The sequence below is a fragment of the Shewanella sp. Pdp11 genome (assembly GCF_002838165.1).
GTDB lineage: Bacteria > Pseudomonadota > Gammaproteobacteria > Enterobacterales > Shewanellaceae > Shewanella > Shewanella hafniensis.
The window spans coordinates 2512310-2529987 of the sequence record NZ_CP015194.1; the positions used below are offsets into that span (position 1 = coordinate 2512310).

16 protein-coding genes are annotated in these 17678 nt (G+C 45.2%); 10 read left to right on the top strand and 6 right to left on the bottom strand.

Features of this window, described 5'->3' with window-relative positions:
- The first annotated feature begins 1 nt into the window (after position 1).
- The 5 genes from AYJ58_RS11100 (at position 2) to AYJ58_RS11120 (ending at position 3623) form a co-directional block, all read left to right on the top strand.
- Positions 2 to 1831: a DUF885 domain-containing protein gene (locus tag AYJ58_RS11100; protein ID WP_106650164.1), complete on the top strand. Its 1830-nt coding sequence runs from the start codon at positions 2 to 4 to the stop codon at positions 1829 to 1831.
- A gap of 171 nt (positions 1832 to 2002) precedes the next feature.
- Positions 2003 to 2281, top strand: coding sequence for a peptidylprolyl isomerase (locus AYJ58_RS11105; RefSeq protein ID WP_106650165.1), 279 nt, complete (start codon positions 2003 to 2005; stop codon positions 2279 to 2281).
- Between the two features lie 82 nt (positions 2282 to 2363).
- On the top strand, positions 2364 to 2900 hold the full coding sequence (locus AYJ58_RS11110) for a GNAT family N-acetyltransferase (RefSeq protein WP_106650166.1): 537 nt from the start codon (positions 2364 to 2366) through the stop codon (positions 2898 to 2900).
- Between the two features lie 74 nt (positions 2901 to 2974).
- Entirely contained in the window at positions 2975 to 3202 is a 228-nt protein-coding gene (locus tag AYJ58_RS11115; RefSeq protein WP_106650167.1) for an RNA-binding S4 domain-containing protein, read from the top strand.
- Positions 3203 to 3227: 25 nt separating this feature from the next.
- Positions 3228 to 3623 (top strand): ribonuclease E inhibitor RraB, encoded by a 396-nt coding sequence (locus AYJ58_RS11120; protein WP_006087411.1) that lies wholly within the window; start codon positions 3228 to 3230, stop codon positions 3621 to 3623.
- A 163-nt stretch (positions 3624 to 3786) separates the two neighbouring features.
- Here the strand turns inward: AYJ58_RS11120 and AYJ58_RS11125 are convergent, their stop codons facing one another.
- On the bottom strand, positions 3787 to 4674 hold the full coding sequence (locus AYJ58_RS11125; protein ID WP_106650168.1) for a LysR family transcriptional regulator: 888 nt from the start codon (positions 4672 to 4674) through the stop codon (positions 3787 to 3789).
- A 157-nt stretch (positions 4675 to 4831) separates the two neighbouring features.
- On the opposite strand from AYJ58_RS11125, the gene AYJ58_RS11130 reads away from it, so the two are divergent.
- From AYJ58_RS11130 to AYJ58_RS11145, 4 genes are all read left to right on the top strand, one after another.
- A complete protein-coding gene (locus AYJ58_RS11130; RefSeq protein WP_106650169.1) occupies positions 4832 to 5602 on the top strand; it encodes a TSUP family transporter in 771 nt (256 codons plus the stop codon).
- Between the two features lie 400 nt (positions 5603 to 6002).
- Complete coding sequence (locus tag AYJ58_RS11135) at positions 6003 to 7148, top strand: exonuclease SbcCD subunit D (RefSeq protein WP_106650170.1); 1146 nt, start codon at positions 6003 to 6005, stop codon at positions 7146 to 7148.
- Positions 7145 to 10201: an AAA family ATPase gene (locus tag AYJ58_RS11140; protein ID WP_106650171.1), complete on the top strand. Its 3057-nt coding sequence runs from the start codon at positions 7145 to 7147 to the stop codon at positions 10199 to 10201. The genes AYJ58_RS11135 and AYJ58_RS11140 overlap by 4 nt, the downstream gene beginning before the upstream one ends.
- A 265-nt stretch (positions 10202 to 10466) precedes the next feature.
- Positions 10467 to 11768, top strand: a complete 1302-nt coding sequence (locus tag AYJ58_RS11145) for a peptidoglycan DD-metalloendopeptidase family protein (RefSeq protein ID WP_106650172.1) — start codon at positions 10467 to 10469, stop codon at positions 11766 to 11768.
- A gap of 370 nt (positions 11769 to 12138) precedes the next feature.
- Here the strand turns inward: AYJ58_RS11145 and AYJ58_RS11150 are convergent, their stop codons facing one another.
- From AYJ58_RS11150 to AYJ58_RS11165, 4 genes are all read right to left on the bottom strand, one after another.
- On the bottom strand, positions 12139 to 12594 hold the full coding sequence (locus tag AYJ58_RS11150; RefSeq protein ID WP_106650173.1) for a hypothetical protein: 456 nt from the start codon (positions 12592 to 12594) through the stop codon (positions 12139 to 12141).
- Positions 12595 to 12684: 90 nt separating this feature from the next.
- Positions 12685 to 13209: a M48 family metallopeptidase gene (locus tag AYJ58_RS11155; RefSeq protein WP_106650174.1), complete on the bottom strand. Its 525-nt coding sequence runs from the start codon at positions 13207 to 13209 to the stop codon at positions 12685 to 12687.
- 47 nt (positions 13210 to 13256) lie between these two features.
- Positions 13257 to 13694, bottom strand: coding sequence for a DUF3010 family protein (locus tag AYJ58_RS11160; RefSeq protein WP_106650175.1), 438 nt, complete (start codon positions 13692 to 13694; stop codon positions 13257 to 13259).
- 203 nt (positions 13695 to 13897) lie between these two features.
- On the bottom strand, positions 13898 to 15253 hold the full coding sequence (locus tag AYJ58_RS11165; protein WP_106650176.1) for a DEAD/DEAH box helicase: 1356 nt from the start codon (positions 15251 to 15253) through the stop codon (positions 13898 to 13900).
- 248 nt (positions 15254 to 15501) lie between these two features.
- Here AYJ58_RS11165 and rssA point away from each other — a divergent pair, with 248 nt between their 5' ends.
- Entirely contained in the window at positions 15502 to 16449 is a 948-nt protein-coding gene (gene rssA, locus AYJ58_RS11170; protein ID WP_106650177.1) for a patatin-like phospholipase RssA, read from the top strand.
- A 136-nt stretch (positions 16450 to 16585) separates the two neighbouring features.
- On the opposite strand, the gene AYJ58_RS11175 is transcribed toward rssA, so the two are convergent.
- Entirely contained in the window at positions 16586 to 17599 is a 1014-nt protein-coding gene (locus AYJ58_RS11175) for an NADP-dependent oxidoreductase (protein ID WP_106650178.1), read from the bottom strand.
- Positions 17600 to 17678: the final 79 nt, after the last annotated feature.

Here is a 17678-nt window from a genome sequence, read left to right on the forward strand (position 1 = left end):
AATGAAATTGGGTTTATTGGCAGGATCGATAGCGTTAATCTTTGCCCTTCAAGGTTGTTCTAAGCCTGAAGCCACGGCAGTTCAAGAAAACAGTCAATCAAATGCCGTTGCTGAGCAGGGCAAAACACAAACAGCAGAGCAGCGCTATTTATCGCTAGTGGATGCTTATTTTAAAGATTACCTAAAGCTTGAGCCTATTTACGCTACTTTTGTTGGTGTTAATGACTATAACGCTGATTTCGGCGGTGATTTAACTGAGGATTATCTCAAAGCTCGCCATGATCTTAACACTCACTATTTAGCCCAGGTGCGCGCGATAGATCCAAAACAACTGCCCGCGGATCTACAGTTAAGTTATGACCTGTTTGTCTATGACCGAGATATGGCATTAGTTGACGAAACTTTCCCTTCACGTTTTATGCCGATAAGCCAGTTCTATAGCACTGTCATTACTATGGTGCAGCTTGGGAGTGGCGAAAGTGCGCAACCTTTTAATACTGTCGATGATTATCGTAATTGGGAACAGAGGGTTGATGGTTTTATCAAGTGGGTAACGCTTGCTGAAAATCGGATGAATCAAGGCATTGAAAGTAAAGTGGTGCTACCTCGGGTGTTAGTAGAGCGCATTATTCCCCAGTTAGACGCTATGCTAACGACTGATGCGACTCAGAGTATTTTTTACTCACCCATTCAACATTTCCCCGAGAGTTTTTCTGAGCAAGATAAAGCCGAATTGACCACCCGTTATCAAGCTATGATAGCCGAGCGTATCGTGCCAGCGTTAACGAACTTGCGTGATTACTTTAAGCAAACTTACTTACCTAAGTCGCGGGCGACTGACGGCTGGTCTGGTTTGCCTAACGGCAAATCTTGGTATCAGCATCTGGCGAACTCACATACGACCACCACTATGTCTGTGGATGAAATTCATCAAATTGGCTTAAGTGAAGTGGCGCGAATTTTATCTGAGATGGATAAGGTTCGTGAGCAAGTCGGTTTTAAGGGCGATTTAAAGGCATTTTTCGCGTCTTTATCATCCGAACCTCAGTATTTCTACAGCGACCGTCAAGGTTTGATTGATGGTTATATGGTGTTGAAAGATAAAATCAATCATGTCTTACCTAACTACTTTAATGTGATGCCAAAGGCTGATTACGTGGTTAAGCCGGTTGAAAGTTTTAGAGAACAATCAGCAGCGGGAGCCTCTTATGAAGCGCCAGCGGTGGATGGCAGCCGTCCAGGGGTGTTTTATATCAACACTTATAACCTCAAAGCACAGCCTAAGTGGGGGATGACGACTTTATCTTTGCACGAGGCCGCTCCTGGGCATCACTTCCAAATCGCGATCAAACAAGAGCTGACCGGTGTGCCTGAGTTTCAGCGTTTTAGCGGTTATACCGCTTTCGAGGAAGGTTGGGCACTTTATGCTGAATACTTAGGTATTGAGATGGGGCTATTTACCGATCCTTACCAGTATTTTGGTAAGCTTTCCGATGAAATGCTGCGTGCAATGCGCTTAGTGGTTGATACTGGCCTTCATTCTAAAGGTTGGAGTCGTGAACAGGCGATTCAGTACATGAAAGACAACTCGCCTATGGCTGAGAGTGACATAGTCGCTGAAGTGGAGCGCTATATGGCGATCCCTGGTCAAGCTTTGTCTTACAAAGTCGGCCAGCTGAAGATCCTGGCACTGCGCGCCCGTGCTGAAAAAGCCTTAGGTGATAAATTTGATTTAAAAGCGTTCCACGATCAAATCCTCACCTCAGGTTCATTACCTATGGCGGTTATGGAAAATAAAATTGACCGTTGGATAGCGTCTAAACAGGCTTAGCCCGTAATTTGCCGTTATTTGACTTTGATGTGAATGACGGCATTTTAAGACTTTTTTATTCAACAGAAAGTTTTTATACTGTTGATTCAAAACCTGTTAAAACGGATGTTTTAATGGGAATATCAATGATATTTGGGGCAAATGTCTCATGATCCTCACAGGAGTTTTACTATGGTCCAGGCAACAGCAAGACATTTGTTAGTTAGCAGCGAAGAGCAGTGTCAAGCGCTGAAACAGCAAATTTTGGAAGGCGCGGATTTTGCTCAAATTGCTCGCACGCACTCTTCTTGCCCATCAGGTGCCCAAGGCGGCGAATTGGGGTCATTCGGTCCTGGTATGATGGTGAGAGAGTTTGATGAAGTTGTCTTCAGCGCGCCATTAAACGAAGTGCAAGGTCCAGTTAAAACGCAATTTGGTTTTCATTTACTCGAAGTGACCAGCCGCGCATAAGTTTTACGGCTTATTGGATACCGCTTTTTAATACGGCAGCATTTGCTGCCGTTTTTGTTTATCTGCTCATCACGGAGTCACTATGCTGGAACTCTACACCGATAGATTGAAACTCAGGAGCTTACAAGATAGCGACTGGGAACAGTTTTATGCGTTGCACAGCGATCCAGAGATTAATCGCTATGTGCGAGTGCCAGAGTCGCAAGAGGTGATCCGTAGTAAGTTTCAGCAGCGCTCAGATACTTGGTTTTACGGTTCAGGCGATTGGCTGACCTTAGTGATTGAGACCGTTGATACAGGGCAATTTGTTGGGTTAACAGGCCTTTATTGCCAAAGCCTTGATGAGCAGCGTGCCGAAGTGGGTTATTTACTGGCCGCAGAGGGCCACGGCAAAGGTTATGCGACTGAGAGCTTAAAGGCAGTCATAGATTGGGCCTGCTTAAGTTTTAATGTGCATAAATTTGTTGGTCATTGCGCCAAAGATAATCATGCATCGGCGCGGGTTCTTGAAAAGTGCGGCTTCAGGCTTGAAGGCTTACTCAGGCAGCAATTCAAAGTCGGTGAAAACTGGCTCGATGAATCGGTCTTCGGCTTACTTGCCGATGAAAGACGTCTCTAGCCAAATTATCTTCAGCGGATTTTATGCGGTGCTGGTATAATGCCGCAGGTTTATTTTTAGAAGGCGTGTATTAAGTGGCGCAAATTAATCAATTGGCTTTGCATTCTGGCGAAGATTTCATTGAATTGTACAAAGTATTAAAAGTGCAGGGCATGAGCAATGCCGGTGGCGAAGCCAAGCATTTTATCGAGGAAGGTCAAGTCACTGTGAACGGTGAAGTTGAAACTCGTAAGCGTAAAAAAATTATTGCGGGCGATATCGTCAGCTTTAATGGTGAATCAGTTCAAATCATTGCGGCATAATAAGCCTGAAACAGTGGAGCAAGATATGCAATTTCCAGATGATGACAATGGTAAAATGCTGGCCGCAATGGCTGAAGCAGGAATCGATTTAACGAAAGAGTTAGATGTTGATTTCTTTTTGGTTTTTGATGACCAACGTGATGCCGAAACGGCGTTAGAAGAACTCACAAATTCTGACTTGCAAGGCGAGCTTGAGTTGAATCTGAATGATGAGCTGGGCAAGTGGGAAATCATTGTTTGCCTTAATATGGTACCTGATTACGATACTTTGGTTGAGCAAGAAGTCATGTTGAATGATTTTGCTGCCGAATTCGGTGGCATGACCGACGGTTGGGGCGTAATGCAACACCAAGACGGTGACGACGAGTTTATGGACGATGATGACCATGAACATGTCCACGGTGCTCATTGCAATCACTGATCCTGATTTGCTTTGACCTTTGAGTTTGAAACCACCTTCTTGGTGGTTTTTTATTACCGTTTTTCTGCGCTCATTTCAGCACACCATAGCTTTATTTGGCACATATAGCGTTATTGCACCTTGCTGGAATGGCGAAATTCCAAATGTTGTTTAGTAATGTTGTTTAATGGCGATAAGGGGCAAACACTTCTAATAACCAGTCGATAAAAGCTTGAGCTTTTAACGGCAGGCTTGGGGATTTTGGGGTGAGTAAATAATATCGATAGGGGCTAGTGAAAGGGGCGTCGAAGGGGATGACTAAGCTGCCGTTTGCCAGTTGTTCTTCGATGAAGAATCGCGGAATAAGTGCTGCGCCCATGCCACTCGCAGCCGCTTGACTCAGCATGTAGAAATGCTCGACGCCAAAGGATTGCGCTTGAGTGAGTGTTAAGCCCACTTTGTCTGCCCAATATTCCCACAGTTCGGGTCTCGTTGTGTGTTTTAGTAAGGTGACGTGATTGATATCCTCAATATTTTGCAGTTTTGGCGCTAACGATGGCGCGCAAACTAAGCACAAGTCTTCATCCATCAGCTTGATATAATTCGCGCCCTTAGGAATGGCTGTGCAGCTGCGAATCGCAATATCATAACGGCCTTGACTAAAGTCCACTGCAAAGTCGCCAATCGACAAATCAACATAAAGGTGTGGATGGCGGGATTTAAACTGCTCCATTCTTGGAATAAGCCAATTAATGGTTAAGCTTGGCAGCACATTGATGGCTAAGGTCTGCGGCTTAGATGGCAGACGACGTAGGTCACTCGTTGCACTTGACAGGGTTTGCAGCGCGGCTTGGACATGGGGCAAATAGCGCTTGGCTTCATCGGTTAAACTGACTCTTTTATGTAGGCGTACAAAAAGCGCAAAACCCAAATAATCCTCTAAAACTCGGATTTGTTTACTGACCGCACCATGGGTGACATGCAACTCCTTGCTTGCCAGTGTCATACTTTGCAAGCGCGCGGCGGCTTCAAAAGCGCGGAGGGAATTGAGTGGCGGCAGTTCGGTCAACATTTTATCTCCTATAACTGGGCAAATCCGAACCGGATTATAGATTTTGCGTGAGTTTAGCTCACGCAGTGGCGACAATAACTCCTTTGCGTTTATTTGGCAAACGCAGTCTAATGCTCAGCAATTACTCCCTTTTTTATCAGAAGAATAATAAATCATTATGGAATTTGAACTGACTCTACAGATCGCAGCGATACTTTTTGCCGTCGCTATGGTGGCTGGTTTTATCGACTCTATCGCCGGTGGTGGTGGCTTGTTGACGATCCCTGCACTCATGTGGGCAGGCTTGCCGCCTGCGGTTGCCTTAGGCACAAATAAGCTACAGGCCTGTGGTGGTAGTTTTTTTGCGAGCTTGTATTTCGTCCGCAAAGGGTTAGTGGATCTTAAATCCGTTAAATTAGCCTTGTTCTGTGCGTTTATCGGCGCGGCATTAGGCACGATTCTCGTTCAACTCGTCGATACTAAAGTGCTGGAATTAATGTTGCCATTCTTGATTTTGGCAATTGGTTGTTACTTCTTATTTTCGAAAAAGATTTCTGAAGACGATAAGCATCAAGTGTTAACACCTACCGCATTTGCTTTTACTGCTGCTTTAGGCGTGGGATTGTACGATGGTTTTTTTGGTCCTGGTACGGGGAGCTTTTTTGCACTGGCGTTTGTATCGTTAGCGGGGTTTGGTCTGGCGAAGGCGACTGCCCATGCAAAACTACTTAATTTCTCAACCAATATAGCTTCGCTGATTTTCTTTGCCTTGGGTGGCAAAGTGATTTGGTTATTGGGGTTAGTCATGCTGGCTGGGCAAGCGATTGGTGCGACTTTGGGGTCACGTTTGGTTGTGACTAAAGGTACTAAGATCATCAAGCCGCTAGTGGTCACTATGTCCCTTGCTATGAGCTTTAAACTCCTAGCAACGCAATATCACTTGTTCTAATAGATTGTTTATTATTAATAAATTTAGCTTTAAGCGGTGAATAAGTTAATCTTGGCACGTAAGCTTAAGTTAATTGATATTATCTGAGTGATGCCCTCCTTGGCTTAAAAGTGAAGCAGAGGTGGAAATCGCTCAGAATATCCTCTAAAGATGATCTAAATATCCCTCCTACTTTGCAATAGGTGTACTCTTTAAAGGTTTTTGAATAGTATAACTTGTCAATTTTAATGCACTTTTTAGGCTGCTCGATTTTCTCTGTGCATGTAAACGCGATGTTTTTATTTAATACGATTCAACCCGATTTATATGCGTGCAGTGTTTATCTCGTGTGCCTTCTTTTTGCATTGATGTGCTGGTACATACTCAGGTTTAGCGCTACCACTTCTTTAAAAGAGCGATTATGAAATTTATCCACACCTCGGACTGGCACATAGGTCGTCAGTTACACAATCAGTCATTACTGGATGATCAAGCCTTTGTGCTCGAGCAAATTATTGCCTTAGCAGCTGAGCATAGGGTGGATGCTGTGATTGTGGCGGGGGATATTTATGACAGATCGATTCCGCCAGCAAACGCGGTTGCGCTGTTAGATGATGTACTCAACCGTTTAGTACAAGATTTAGGCCTGCAAGTGATTATGATTGCCGGTAACCACGATGGCCACGAGCGCTTAGGGTTTGCGGCAAAACAAATGACGGCAAGTGGCTTATATATTGTGGGGCCCTTGAGTGCTGACATTCAGCCTATTACTTTGTCGAGTACAAGTGGTGATGTGGTTTTTTATCCCTTGCCTTACGCTGAACCAGCAACAGTGCGGCAAGTGTTTGAGTGTGAGGCATCGAGCCACGAAATGGCCATGGATTTATTACTTGAAAAAGTGCGCCAGCACGATAGCCAAGGCTTACCCAAAGTGGTGATAAGCCATTGCTTTTTGGATGGTGGCAGTGAATCAGAATCAGAGCGGCCGCTCAGTATTGGTGGCGCCGATAAAATATCACCAAAGCTCTTTACTGAGTTTGATTATGTTGCCCTTGGGCATTTGCACGGACCGCAATACAAAGGCGCCGAGCATGTGCGCTACTCAGGCTCGATTTTGAAGTATTCCTTTAGTGAACAACATCAACACAAGTCGGTGACCTTAGTTGAACTAGGCGCGCAAACGCCGATTGATATCCGTTTATTGCCGTTAATCTCGCTGCGTGATGTTCGCATCTTAGAAGGGGAGTTAGACACCTTACTCGCCCAAGGTAAAACGGATATCAAGCGTGAAGATTACCTTATGGTCAGGCTCCTCGATAAACATGCCATTTTAGACGCTATGGGCAAACTCAGGGCGGTCTACCCGAATGTGCTGCATTTAGAGCGTACAGGCTTGATGGCGGGGCAGCCGCAAGTCGCCTTGAGCCGGGACCATATCAAAAAAGGTGAGATGGACATGTTCTGTGACTTTTTCTCTCAAGTGTCTGGTGAATCCTTAACGCAAGCACAGCAAGCCGTGATGGATGAACTCCTGACTAAGCTACACAATGAGGAGCGTCAAGCATGAGACCCCTTAGCCTTTCCATGTCAGCCTTTGGCCCTTTTGCAGCGACTCAAACACTTGATTTTACAGCCCTTGGAACCAATCCGTTATTTCTCATCAACGGCCCTACAGGTGCGGGTAAGACGACCTTGCTCGATGGCATTTGTTTTGCGCTTTATGGAAAAACCACAGGTAATGAGCGTGAAGGCAGCCAAATGCGCTGTGATATGGCTGACGTTAGTCTACTAACAGAAGTCACTTTCAGTTTTCAGCTCGGTAATAACAGCTATCGTATTCGCCGCGTGCCAGAGCAAGACAGAGTTAAGAAAAGCGGTGACGGCTCGACAGTGCAAAAAAGCGAAGCACAGCTCTATAAAATTGACGCCGATGGCAATGAAAGCTTGTTAGTCGCTAGCAAAGTGTCCGAGGCCACCGCTGAGATTGAAGCCTTAACTGGGCTCGATGTGGAGCAGTTTCGCCAAGTGATGGTACTGCCTCAGGGTAAGTTTCGCGAATTACTAATGGCGGATTCTAAAGCGCGCGAACTGATATTTAGTCAGTTATTTCAAACGCATATTTATCGCCGGATTGAAGATACCTTAAAAAATAAGGCTGCCGATATCAGCGCCTTAGTGAAAGATCAACGTAGCCGTCGCGATGGTATTTTGCAAAGTGCTGGCCTAGCATCCGATGACGAGCTTAGCAGCGAATTAGCTAAGCTCACGCCTGAACTTGTGCTCGCTCAAAGTGCCAAGGAACAGGCATTACAACAGCAACAATTAGTGATTAAAGCCAGTGATGCCGCCCAGCATCTACTGGCCGAATTTGCACAATTGGATACCTTAACTCAAACGGCAGCAGCGCTTGAGGCACAGCAAGAAAGTATCGCTGCACAAACCCAAAAGCTGGACTTAGCCAAACAAGCGCAGCGTTTAGCGCCTATGGTTGAGGTGTTTTTAGCCCGTGAGCAGGAAGCAAAAGCCGCCAGTCTCGCCTTTAACAATGCGCAAACGGCACTGAATCAGGCCAAGCAAGCCTTTGATAATGCTGAGCTCAAAGCGCAAGATTTGCCCGTATTGGAAGCGTCGCTACTGGAACAGGAACAAACCAAACAGCAATTGAATGCGCTTGGGCCACAACTTAGGGAACTGGATAGACTCAATAAAACCCTAGAGCAAGAGCAAGCGCAGTTAGTTAGGGCTAAAGCACAGCTTCAGATCAGTAAAAATGAGTTAACCGCAGTCATTCAAAAACGGCGTGAATTGGAATTGGCTTTGCCACCATTGCAGGCCAACAGCGACACTCGCCTCTCATTGCAACAGGCGTACCAGCAGCAACAGCAGTTATTGTCGACTTATCAGCAATGGCAACAAGTGGCGGCAAGGGTATCGTCGACACAGGCAAAACTTGCCAATGCAAAAGCGCACGGACAACAGCTCAATGCCCAGCATCAGCAAGCACAATTTGCACATAAAGCCTTATTAATGACTTGGCACCAAGGACAGGCAGCCATTTTAGCGCGGCAATTACAGCAAGATGAACCTTGCCCTGTTTGTGGCAGCCAAACTCATCCGCAGCCAGCACAGAGCCAAGAGCCGCTCCCAAGCGATGAAGCGCTGCAATTGGCCCAAGACGCTGAAACAACGGCCCAAGAAGTCCTGAGCAAAGCCAGAGCGGAATATCGCGGATTACAGACTCAATTAGAAACCTTGCAGCAACAAGCGCAAGAACTCGCGGCCCAATTGGGCACTGCGGTTGATATGTCGTTAGATGAACATACGCATACCTTGTCGCAATACGCTTTCGCACTCAGACAAGCTGAGCAAGCTCATCAAGATTTGCAGCAGTTACAGCAAGAAATTGTCTTGTTGCAAGCGCAGGAAACGCATCTGCAACAAAAGCTGGAGCAGGGACAAACACACGATAGTGCGCTGCAATCTAAAGTGGATTTATTGCAGGGGCAGTTAGCACACATGCAACAAAGCGTCCCACCTGCGCTTGCAACGCTTGAGGCATTAACTGCTGCTATCACGCAAAACCAGCAACAGATAAACAAGATCAAACAACAGATTGCTGAGGTGAGGGCGCTTCAGCAACAAACGGGGCAAACCTTTGTTGTAGCTAAAGCAGCATTGAATGGTGCCGAAAATACCGCTGAGGCGGCATTAGCCCAGCAAACGCGTGCCCAGCAGCAACTCAATCAGCAATTAGTCGCAGCGGGATTTACCGACCAACTGGCCTTATTTGCGGCCATGCTGGATGAAGATCAACTGCATGCATTAGCCAGCGAGATTGAGGCTTACCAGCAGCGCAGCGCTTTGACTAAGGCCCAGTGTGAACAGTTAGCGCTTAAGCTTAAGGATAAAGTGCCGCCCGATAGCATTAAGCTCGCTGCCGAGCTTGAGTCGGCGCAGCAAGCATTACACTCAGCAGAGCAGGCATGGCAGTTGCTTCACACTCGCAGCGTATTACTCACACAAACCCAAACTCAGTTGAGTATTGCAGACACGAAAGCGAAGGCGTTAGAGGATGAGTATGCGGTTATCGGCACGCTTGCCGATGTGGCGAATGGGAAAACAGGCAATAAGATCAGTTTGCAGCGTTTTGTATTAAGCGTACTGCTCGACGATGTGCTACTCGAAGCGAGCCATAGGCTGCATCTGATGAGTAAGGGACGTTATCGCTTGCTGCGTAAGGAAGATAGAGCAAAGGGTAACAAGGCGTCTGGGCTCGAGTTAGAAGTTGAAGATGCCTACACCTCAAAAGTGCGTCCTGTGGCAACCTTAAGCGGCGGCGAAAGTTTTATGGCGGCCTTGTCCATGGCGTTAGGGCTATCCGATGTGGTGCAAGCTTATGCGGGAGGGATAAAACTCGACACCTTATTTATCGATGAAGGCTTTGGCAGTTTAGACCAGGATTCATTGGAATTGGCGATTCGAACCTTGATGGATCTGCAGTCTTCGGGTCGCATGATAGGGGTGATCTCGCACGTTTCTGAGATGAAAGAGCAGATAAATACGCGCATCGACATCAATAAAACCTCACATGGGAGCGAAATGACGATAGTTTTGCCTTAGTCGCTCGTTCTCTCTGTGTACGATAAATAACATTCTGTTTTATATATGTTATTTATTGTGACACCTGCGTGTTTAACATTAGGATAATGTCCACAAAGTCAGTTGAAAATGCCAACTGACGCATGTTTCTTGTTAATAGTCAGGTAAAAGTACGAAATAGCATTTGTCATAATGGGATTTTTGGGATAAGTTGGAAAAAATTCGGGCTTCCCTAATAGGGACTGGTTCAAAAATAAAACGCAAAGTTAACGAAAGGTGAAAAGCGTTGCAGACAGGCAAACCCAACTTTATCAACTTATCGCAAACCCGTTTGCAGAACTTATCATCGACCCAAAAAAACATTCTATTAATGGGTGGTTTGTTGATTGGCGCTGCTATGCTAATGCCGAATAATGGTCATGTTGTGCCTACTGCTCAGCGTATCCCAGTTGTCCTCGATATTGAAAATATTCTCCCTCAAGTTTCTGAACCTGAAGTTCAAGACCAAGCGACTCTTATTAATAACGCGCCTCAGTTTGAGCGAATTATTGTTTCTGGTGATACCTTAAGTGGGTTATTTTCGAAAGCGGGTGTTGATCAGCAGACCATGTATAAGGTGTTAGAAGCTGATTTAAATATTTTGGCTCTCGATACCTTATTGCCCGGTAACAGAATGCAATTTTGGCTCGATAACGAAGGCCAATTACAGAAATTAGAGCTTTATTTTAACGCCGCTCGCCAAGTGGTGTTTACGCGTTATGAAGATGGCAGTTTTAATGTTGAAGAAGTCAACGTTGAAGGTGTTTGGCAAAATCGTATTATATCTGGCGATATTAAAGGTTCATTTTACGTCTCTGCACAAAAAATGGGCTTAGCTGCGGCAGACATTCAGCGGATTGAAGATTTACTCAAAGAAAAATTGAATTTCGCCCGTGATTTACGTGTTGGCGATAAATTCTCTGTTTTGGTAAATGATCAATATGTTGAAGGTGAAGCGACGGGCAGTAGCCAAATTTTAGGCGTGAGTATTAAAACTGGTCGTTCTGAAATTAGTGCATTTCAATATACAGACGGCAGTTATTACGATGCCAAGGGCCAGAGTTTAGTACGTGCGTTCCAGCGTTATCCATTAGCTAAACAACCGCGCATGAGTTCCCGTTTTAACCCTTATCGTAAGCATCCAATTACTGGCCGTATTTCACCCCATAACGGAACCGACTTTTCAGTGCCTATCGGAACTAAAGTGATTGCTCCAGGTGATGGTGTTGTTAGTTTAGTGACTGATCACCAGTTCGCTGGTAAGTATATTGTGATTGACCACGGCGGTAAGTATCGTACCCGTTATCTGCATTTATCTAAGTCGCTTGTGCGTAAAGGTCAACGAGTAACACGAGGCCAAGTTATTGCTTTATCAGGAAATACTGGTCGCTCAACGGGCCCACACTTACATTATGAATTCCATATCAATGGCAAACCTGTTGACCCATTGAAAGCGGATATTCCTATGTCTAGTAAGTTAGCCAATCAAGACTTACGCACATTTACCAATATGGTGAAGAGTCGTGAAGCTATGATGAACCTTGGCTAATAGAGTTAATCTCGCCAAGTCTGAATAAGTGTTTAAAGATTTTATTAATGCCGATGAAATGTAAATTTCATCGGCATTTTTTTATTTCCATGATCCTTCTGGATGTCGTTATTTTTCAGTTATTACGTGTATGATTTTGAGTCAAATGAAAGCTTAATATTTATTCAATACGTAGTTGTGGCGATAAAAACTCGGGGGATAAATGGAGCGGTTCTGAGGAATTTCAGTTAGCGTGTTTTAGCAAGTTATTCTCTTGGACAATAAGAGCACAATTAGGCAGCTGATAACTTTTAAAGCTAACACTTTACTCTTATACAAACTGATATTTGGGGCTGAACAGAAACGAATACGTAGCGCTAAATCGTGCCTATCAGCTTGCTTGGCGTCTTTGCATCATTTTTAATGCACACTTACACAGTTTACCTTTTAGGGCGGGGCAACCACCGCAGGGAGACTTTTTAAAAGGACGTAATGCAAAGCTGTGTTCTGTGGGTAAAGGAGTGAGCCGAGTAATGATAGTCGATGAAAATGTTGCATCATTAGCGGCAATAAACTTAGCCTTTGCTAGCTTTAACTGTTTCTTGAGTGCGGATTTATTGCTATGGGCAAATTCTTGCTGTGAAATGTGCTTCGTGAGTAATTTGGTGAGGTGCTTTCGCTGAGCTTTTTTATTCGTCAACGATTTATCGGTAAGCGTGTGCAGACGAGATAAGGATGGAATCGCTTTTCCTGAACTTGAAACAGTTTTCGTCTGTGCCTTGAGTAACTTTTTCGCTTGCTTTTTACACCACTTGCTTAAAAGTTTATCGATATTCTGTTTCGTCATTGTCGTTACTGAATTCTGCAGCGTGAGATACTTCAATATTCTAAATGAAAACTATTATCAGTCAAGTTGTGGGCAGAAAATGTACTAAGGTCAAGTGTCGGCTTTATCTGCGGAATAAGGGGATATGTTGGCGTCGATACAGGTCAATAATAAGCGTAAATCAAATTCAAACTGGTGATAATCCGGCTCCATATGAGTACACAAATTGTAGAAAGCCTTGTTGTGATCTTTTTCTTTTAAATGGGCTAATTCGTGTACAACGACCATACGCAATAAGGGTTCAGGTACACGCTTCAAACGTGAAGAAATGCGAATTTCGTTCTTAGCTTTGATTTTATTGCCTTGAACTCGTGCAACGTAGGAATGTAAGCCAAGTGCATGATGACTAATGTTAATTTTGTCATCAAAGATCACTTTTGAGAGCGGGGACGACTGGCGTAAAAATTGGTTTTTAATCGCTTGGGTGTAGTCGTACAGCGCTTTATCACTGCGGACGTTATGTATGACAGGATGACGTTTCAACAGTAGCTTAGGTAATGTGCCAGCATCAAGATGTTGCTGTACCTGCTGTTGAATATCTGGGCTGTAACCGCTTAAGTATTTTAATGGATTCATAGGGAATTTGGCTCCGAATGATTTCGGAGCCTGAGTTATCGCATTACTTAAACTTTGCCGAAAATACGGCGATTTTGCTGGGCGTAAGCGGCTTCGAAAGCTAACTGCTGCACTTTTTTAAGATCTAAACTATCGAAATCAACCTGTGGTGGATTGCGCTTGTTTTGCTCTTTGATAGTGACAGGAGACAGTAAGCTGACAGGTAATTCACCTAATTGAATCGCGGCTTCAAGTTTAAAACTTGTAGCAGAACCCGCCAATTTACCTTTTTGCTCACGTTCAATGATGACAACTTCATCGACGCGATAATCTTGCATAAGCTTATGAAAAGCGAAGTGAAACTCACGAATAGCTTCTGTGGTAGCAGATTGGGAAACGGTGAAAGACGCCTTACGGCATTCTGGCACATTGAAGGTTTCACCTTCATAGCTCAATAAACTGATAATGGCTTCGCCACCTTTTAATTCAACACCACAAACTCTCATGTTACACCTTCAAAATATCGATAATAGCGCTATTGTAGCTGGAAATGACGCGAGGATCAGTGTTTACCCTGCGCTTTTGATTCTCTTGGCGACATGCTGATGCACTTAAGTACGTCAATTCCCAGTATTCGTTAAGCCAATGTATTGGGTATCAGAAATAAAATCTGATGTTAAATCCACCGGCATGTATTCTTTAATTCGTTCTAAACTTCTTCTGTATCATTGTCTTGCAGCAATTGCGCCGCAGCAGGTTTTTTACGCATGGGTGCATCGCCAATGTCCACGCCCGTGATAAAACGCTTATCCCGTGACGGTGCTGGTGTGGCTGCTTTAGTTCTTTTGCTCTTACCTTTAGCTAGCTCGGCTTTAGCAACACGTTTTGTTGGTGTCTGTTTGGCTTTACTTTTTAGGCCACTAAATTTAGCTTCTAGACCTGAAATCGTACTGATCTCAAAGGTCTTTCTAAGGAATACTTGGACTTTCTTAAAGTTGTCCCAATCTTTAGGTCCGACGAGCGATATCGCATCACCTTTTGCGCCAGCACGGCCAGTACGGCCGATACGATGCACGTATTCTTCGGCAAATTTAGGCATGTCGAAGTTGACGACCAAAGACACATTAAGCAAATCCAGACCACGAGAGGCGACATCGGTCGTCACGAGAACTTGTTGTTGACCACGGGCAAATTGGTCCATGATTTGGTTGCGTGCAGCTTGCTTTAAATCACCGCTGAGTGCTGCGGTTGCAAAACCTTGTGCTGTTAACTTAGCGGCTAAGCGCTCAGTATCTGGTCGAGTCGCGGTAAAGATGATCACTTGCTTATGGGTTTCATCTTTCAGCAAACGGGCCAATAACGCTTCTTTATGGTCTAAGTGGTCACATAAAAAGATACGTTGATGAATGTCGTTATGCTCAGAGTGTGCCGCGCCAATTGCTACGTGCGCTGGATTTTTTAGCAGTGTTGCCGCGATATCATTGATTTCGTTATGATCTAACGTGGCAGAGAACATCAGCGTTTGACGACGTTTATGATCGGCAGCATCGTTGATGGCTTTTAACTGCGGTGCAAAGCCTAAATCCAACATGCGGTCGGCTTCATCGAGCACGAGTAACTCTAACCCATTTAGAAATAGATGTTTTTGCTCTAGATGATCGGCGATACGACCTGGCGTTGCGACAATAAAATGCGGTTCTTTTGCTAAGGCTTTAGCTTGATCGTTAAAGTTTTCCCCGCCCAGAACGCTTATGGCCTTGTATTGGGTGTTGGCGACTAGCAGGCGAAGCTGACTGTACACTTGATGTGCTAGTTCGCGAGTCGGTAATAAAATCAAGACTCTAGGATCGCGTTTTGACAGTGAGCGGGTAGAAATGACTCTTTGCAATGCGGGTAACAAAAACGCTAAGGTTTTACCTGAGCCCGTTTTTGATGACGCCATTAAATCTTTACCTGCCAATGCGATAGGCAGTGCTTGTTCCTGGATGGCGGTGGGTTCTGTGATCCCCATATGTTTTATGCTTTGAAGCAGACGCTGGTCCAGAGAAAAATCGGTAAATTGCAAAGGTATATCCCCTAAATCTTAGTAAGGGCAGATTATAGCCTTAATCGCCCTAACTCAGCTATCCACATCGGCGATTATCTCTGTTTCATACATGGATTTATCGCCAAAGTGTGTCATTTACACTCTGTTGCCTGCATTTGTTTACATTGACGTTACAAGAACTTAATTGTCTTGGTTTCACTAATTGACAGTGGATTTGGAAGGAGTTTACGTTATCGTGTAGCGGGTAGTGTAACAGGAGAAGGATTATGGCTAACGGAACAACCCCTTCGGTGGGTATTGCCTTGGGCAGTGGCGCTGCGAAAGGTTGGGCACATATAGGTGTGTTGAATGGCCTTGCCGCCATGGGGATCAAGCCCGATAAAGTCGCGGGATGTTCGGTAGGTGCTTTAGTCGGAGCCGCTTACGCCCATGATAATTTACCTGAGCTAGAAGAATGGGTTCGGAGTTTCTCCAGCTGGGACGTGCTTGGCTTGATGGATATACGATGGCGTAAAGGCGGGCTTATTGGCGGCGATAAGGTATTTGATGTGCTGCAAGCTCGGATAGGGGATGTGAATATTGAGAACCTCAATCGTCCCTTTGCCGCGGTGGCGACCGATTTGTATTCGGGGCAGGAAATATGGTTTACGGAAGGTGATTTACGTCAAGCTGTGCGCGCGTCTTGTTCCATGCCGGGGATTTTAGCGCCCGTAAAACAGGGCGACCGCTGGCTCGTTGATGGTGCTGTGGTGAATCCAGTGCCTGTTTCTGTTAGTCGTGCCATGGGCGTTGATCTGGTGATTGCTGTGGATTTATATGGCTATCATTCCGGCCGTATTCAAGTATTGCCGGTGAACATGACGAGTCAAAAGATAACGGAACCTGAAATGGATCCATCTGAAAGACAAGAAACCGGATTTATGGATTTGTTTGCCCGTGGCCGAGATTATGTCAGCAATCTTACCGATAAGTTTTCGCTTGGCACTAAATCGAATCCTGGCATGATTGCCGTGATGTCACAATCAATGGGCATTTTAGAGCAAAGACATAAACGGGCACGCTTGATGGGCGATCCGCCAGATATTTGTATTGTGCCTGAGGTCGGTAATATCGGTACTATGGAATTTCACCGTGCCGATGAAGCGATTGCCGCAGGCGAGGCCGCTGTGGAGAAGGTGGCACATTTGATTGAAGCTGCGATGTGGAAGGGTTAATCCGTTAAAGGTTAAAAGACAAGCAGTTGACTATCAAATAGAAACAGTCGGTACAACTCGTGTTACACCGACTATTTGCTATCTAAAGCTGAGTCTTGTTATCTAAACAGAGCGTTTATGTCACTTTGATGGCGATTTACGCCAATTTTACCAACATTTTACCGCGATTCTTGCCTTCAAACAGACCGATAAAGGCATCCGGTGCTTGTTCAAGCCCTTGATAAATGGTTTGTTCAGCTTTGACTTTACCTTCAGCTAACCATTGAGCCATTTTAGCGGCAAACTCAGGATAATGCGCCCAATGTTCGGATACGATAAAACCTTCTAGTTTAAGTTTACGCATCACTATCAGGGCCAAGTTGTCTGGACCAGGTGTTGGTGCTGTGTCGTTGTACTGCGAAATCATACCGCAAACGGCGATACGACCATGATCTTTCATATTGCTCAGCGCTGCGGCTAAGTGCTCGCCACCGACGTTTTCAAAGTACACATCAATCCCTTCTGGCGCGGCCTTTGTGAGCGCTTGGGTGAGATTGCCACAGGTTTTGTAATTGATGATGGCATCAACACCATAGCTTTGCAGCAATGCCGCTTTTTCATCTGAACCCACAGAGGCGATTACGCGAGCCCCCATCAGTTTACCAATCTGGCAAGCAACACTGCCAACTGCGCCTGATGCGGCAGAAACAAACAGGGTTTCACCCGCTTTTAAATCTGCGATGCGAGTCAGTCCCGTCCACGCTGTCATGCCGGGCATACCAATCACGCCGAGAAAATGTGAGCAGTCTAATTCAGTTTGCGGCAGAGCGGTCAGTCCAGCCGCATCGGTGGCGGCGTGTTCGCGCCAACCTAACATGCTGCTGACTTTAGTGCCTACTGGGAAATCAGTGTTTTTAGACGCGATAACTTCACCAATCGCGCCGCCTTCTAAGACTTGATTCAAGGCGAAGGGCGGAACATAACTCTTACGATCTACCATGCGGCCACGCATATAAGGGTCGACCGACATCCACAGGTTTTTAATTAACACTTGGCCATCGGTGAGCGGTGATAAGGGATTATTTACTAAAGCAAAGTTCTCTGCGGTAGGCATGCCTTCAGGGCGACTGGCTAAATGGATTTCACGGGTTTGGGTAATAGTGCTATTCATAAAAATTAACCTTTTGTTTGTGCGCAAACTAACTGCGTCAACTGTACGTGGCTTCATGACACAATGCAAATACTTTGCG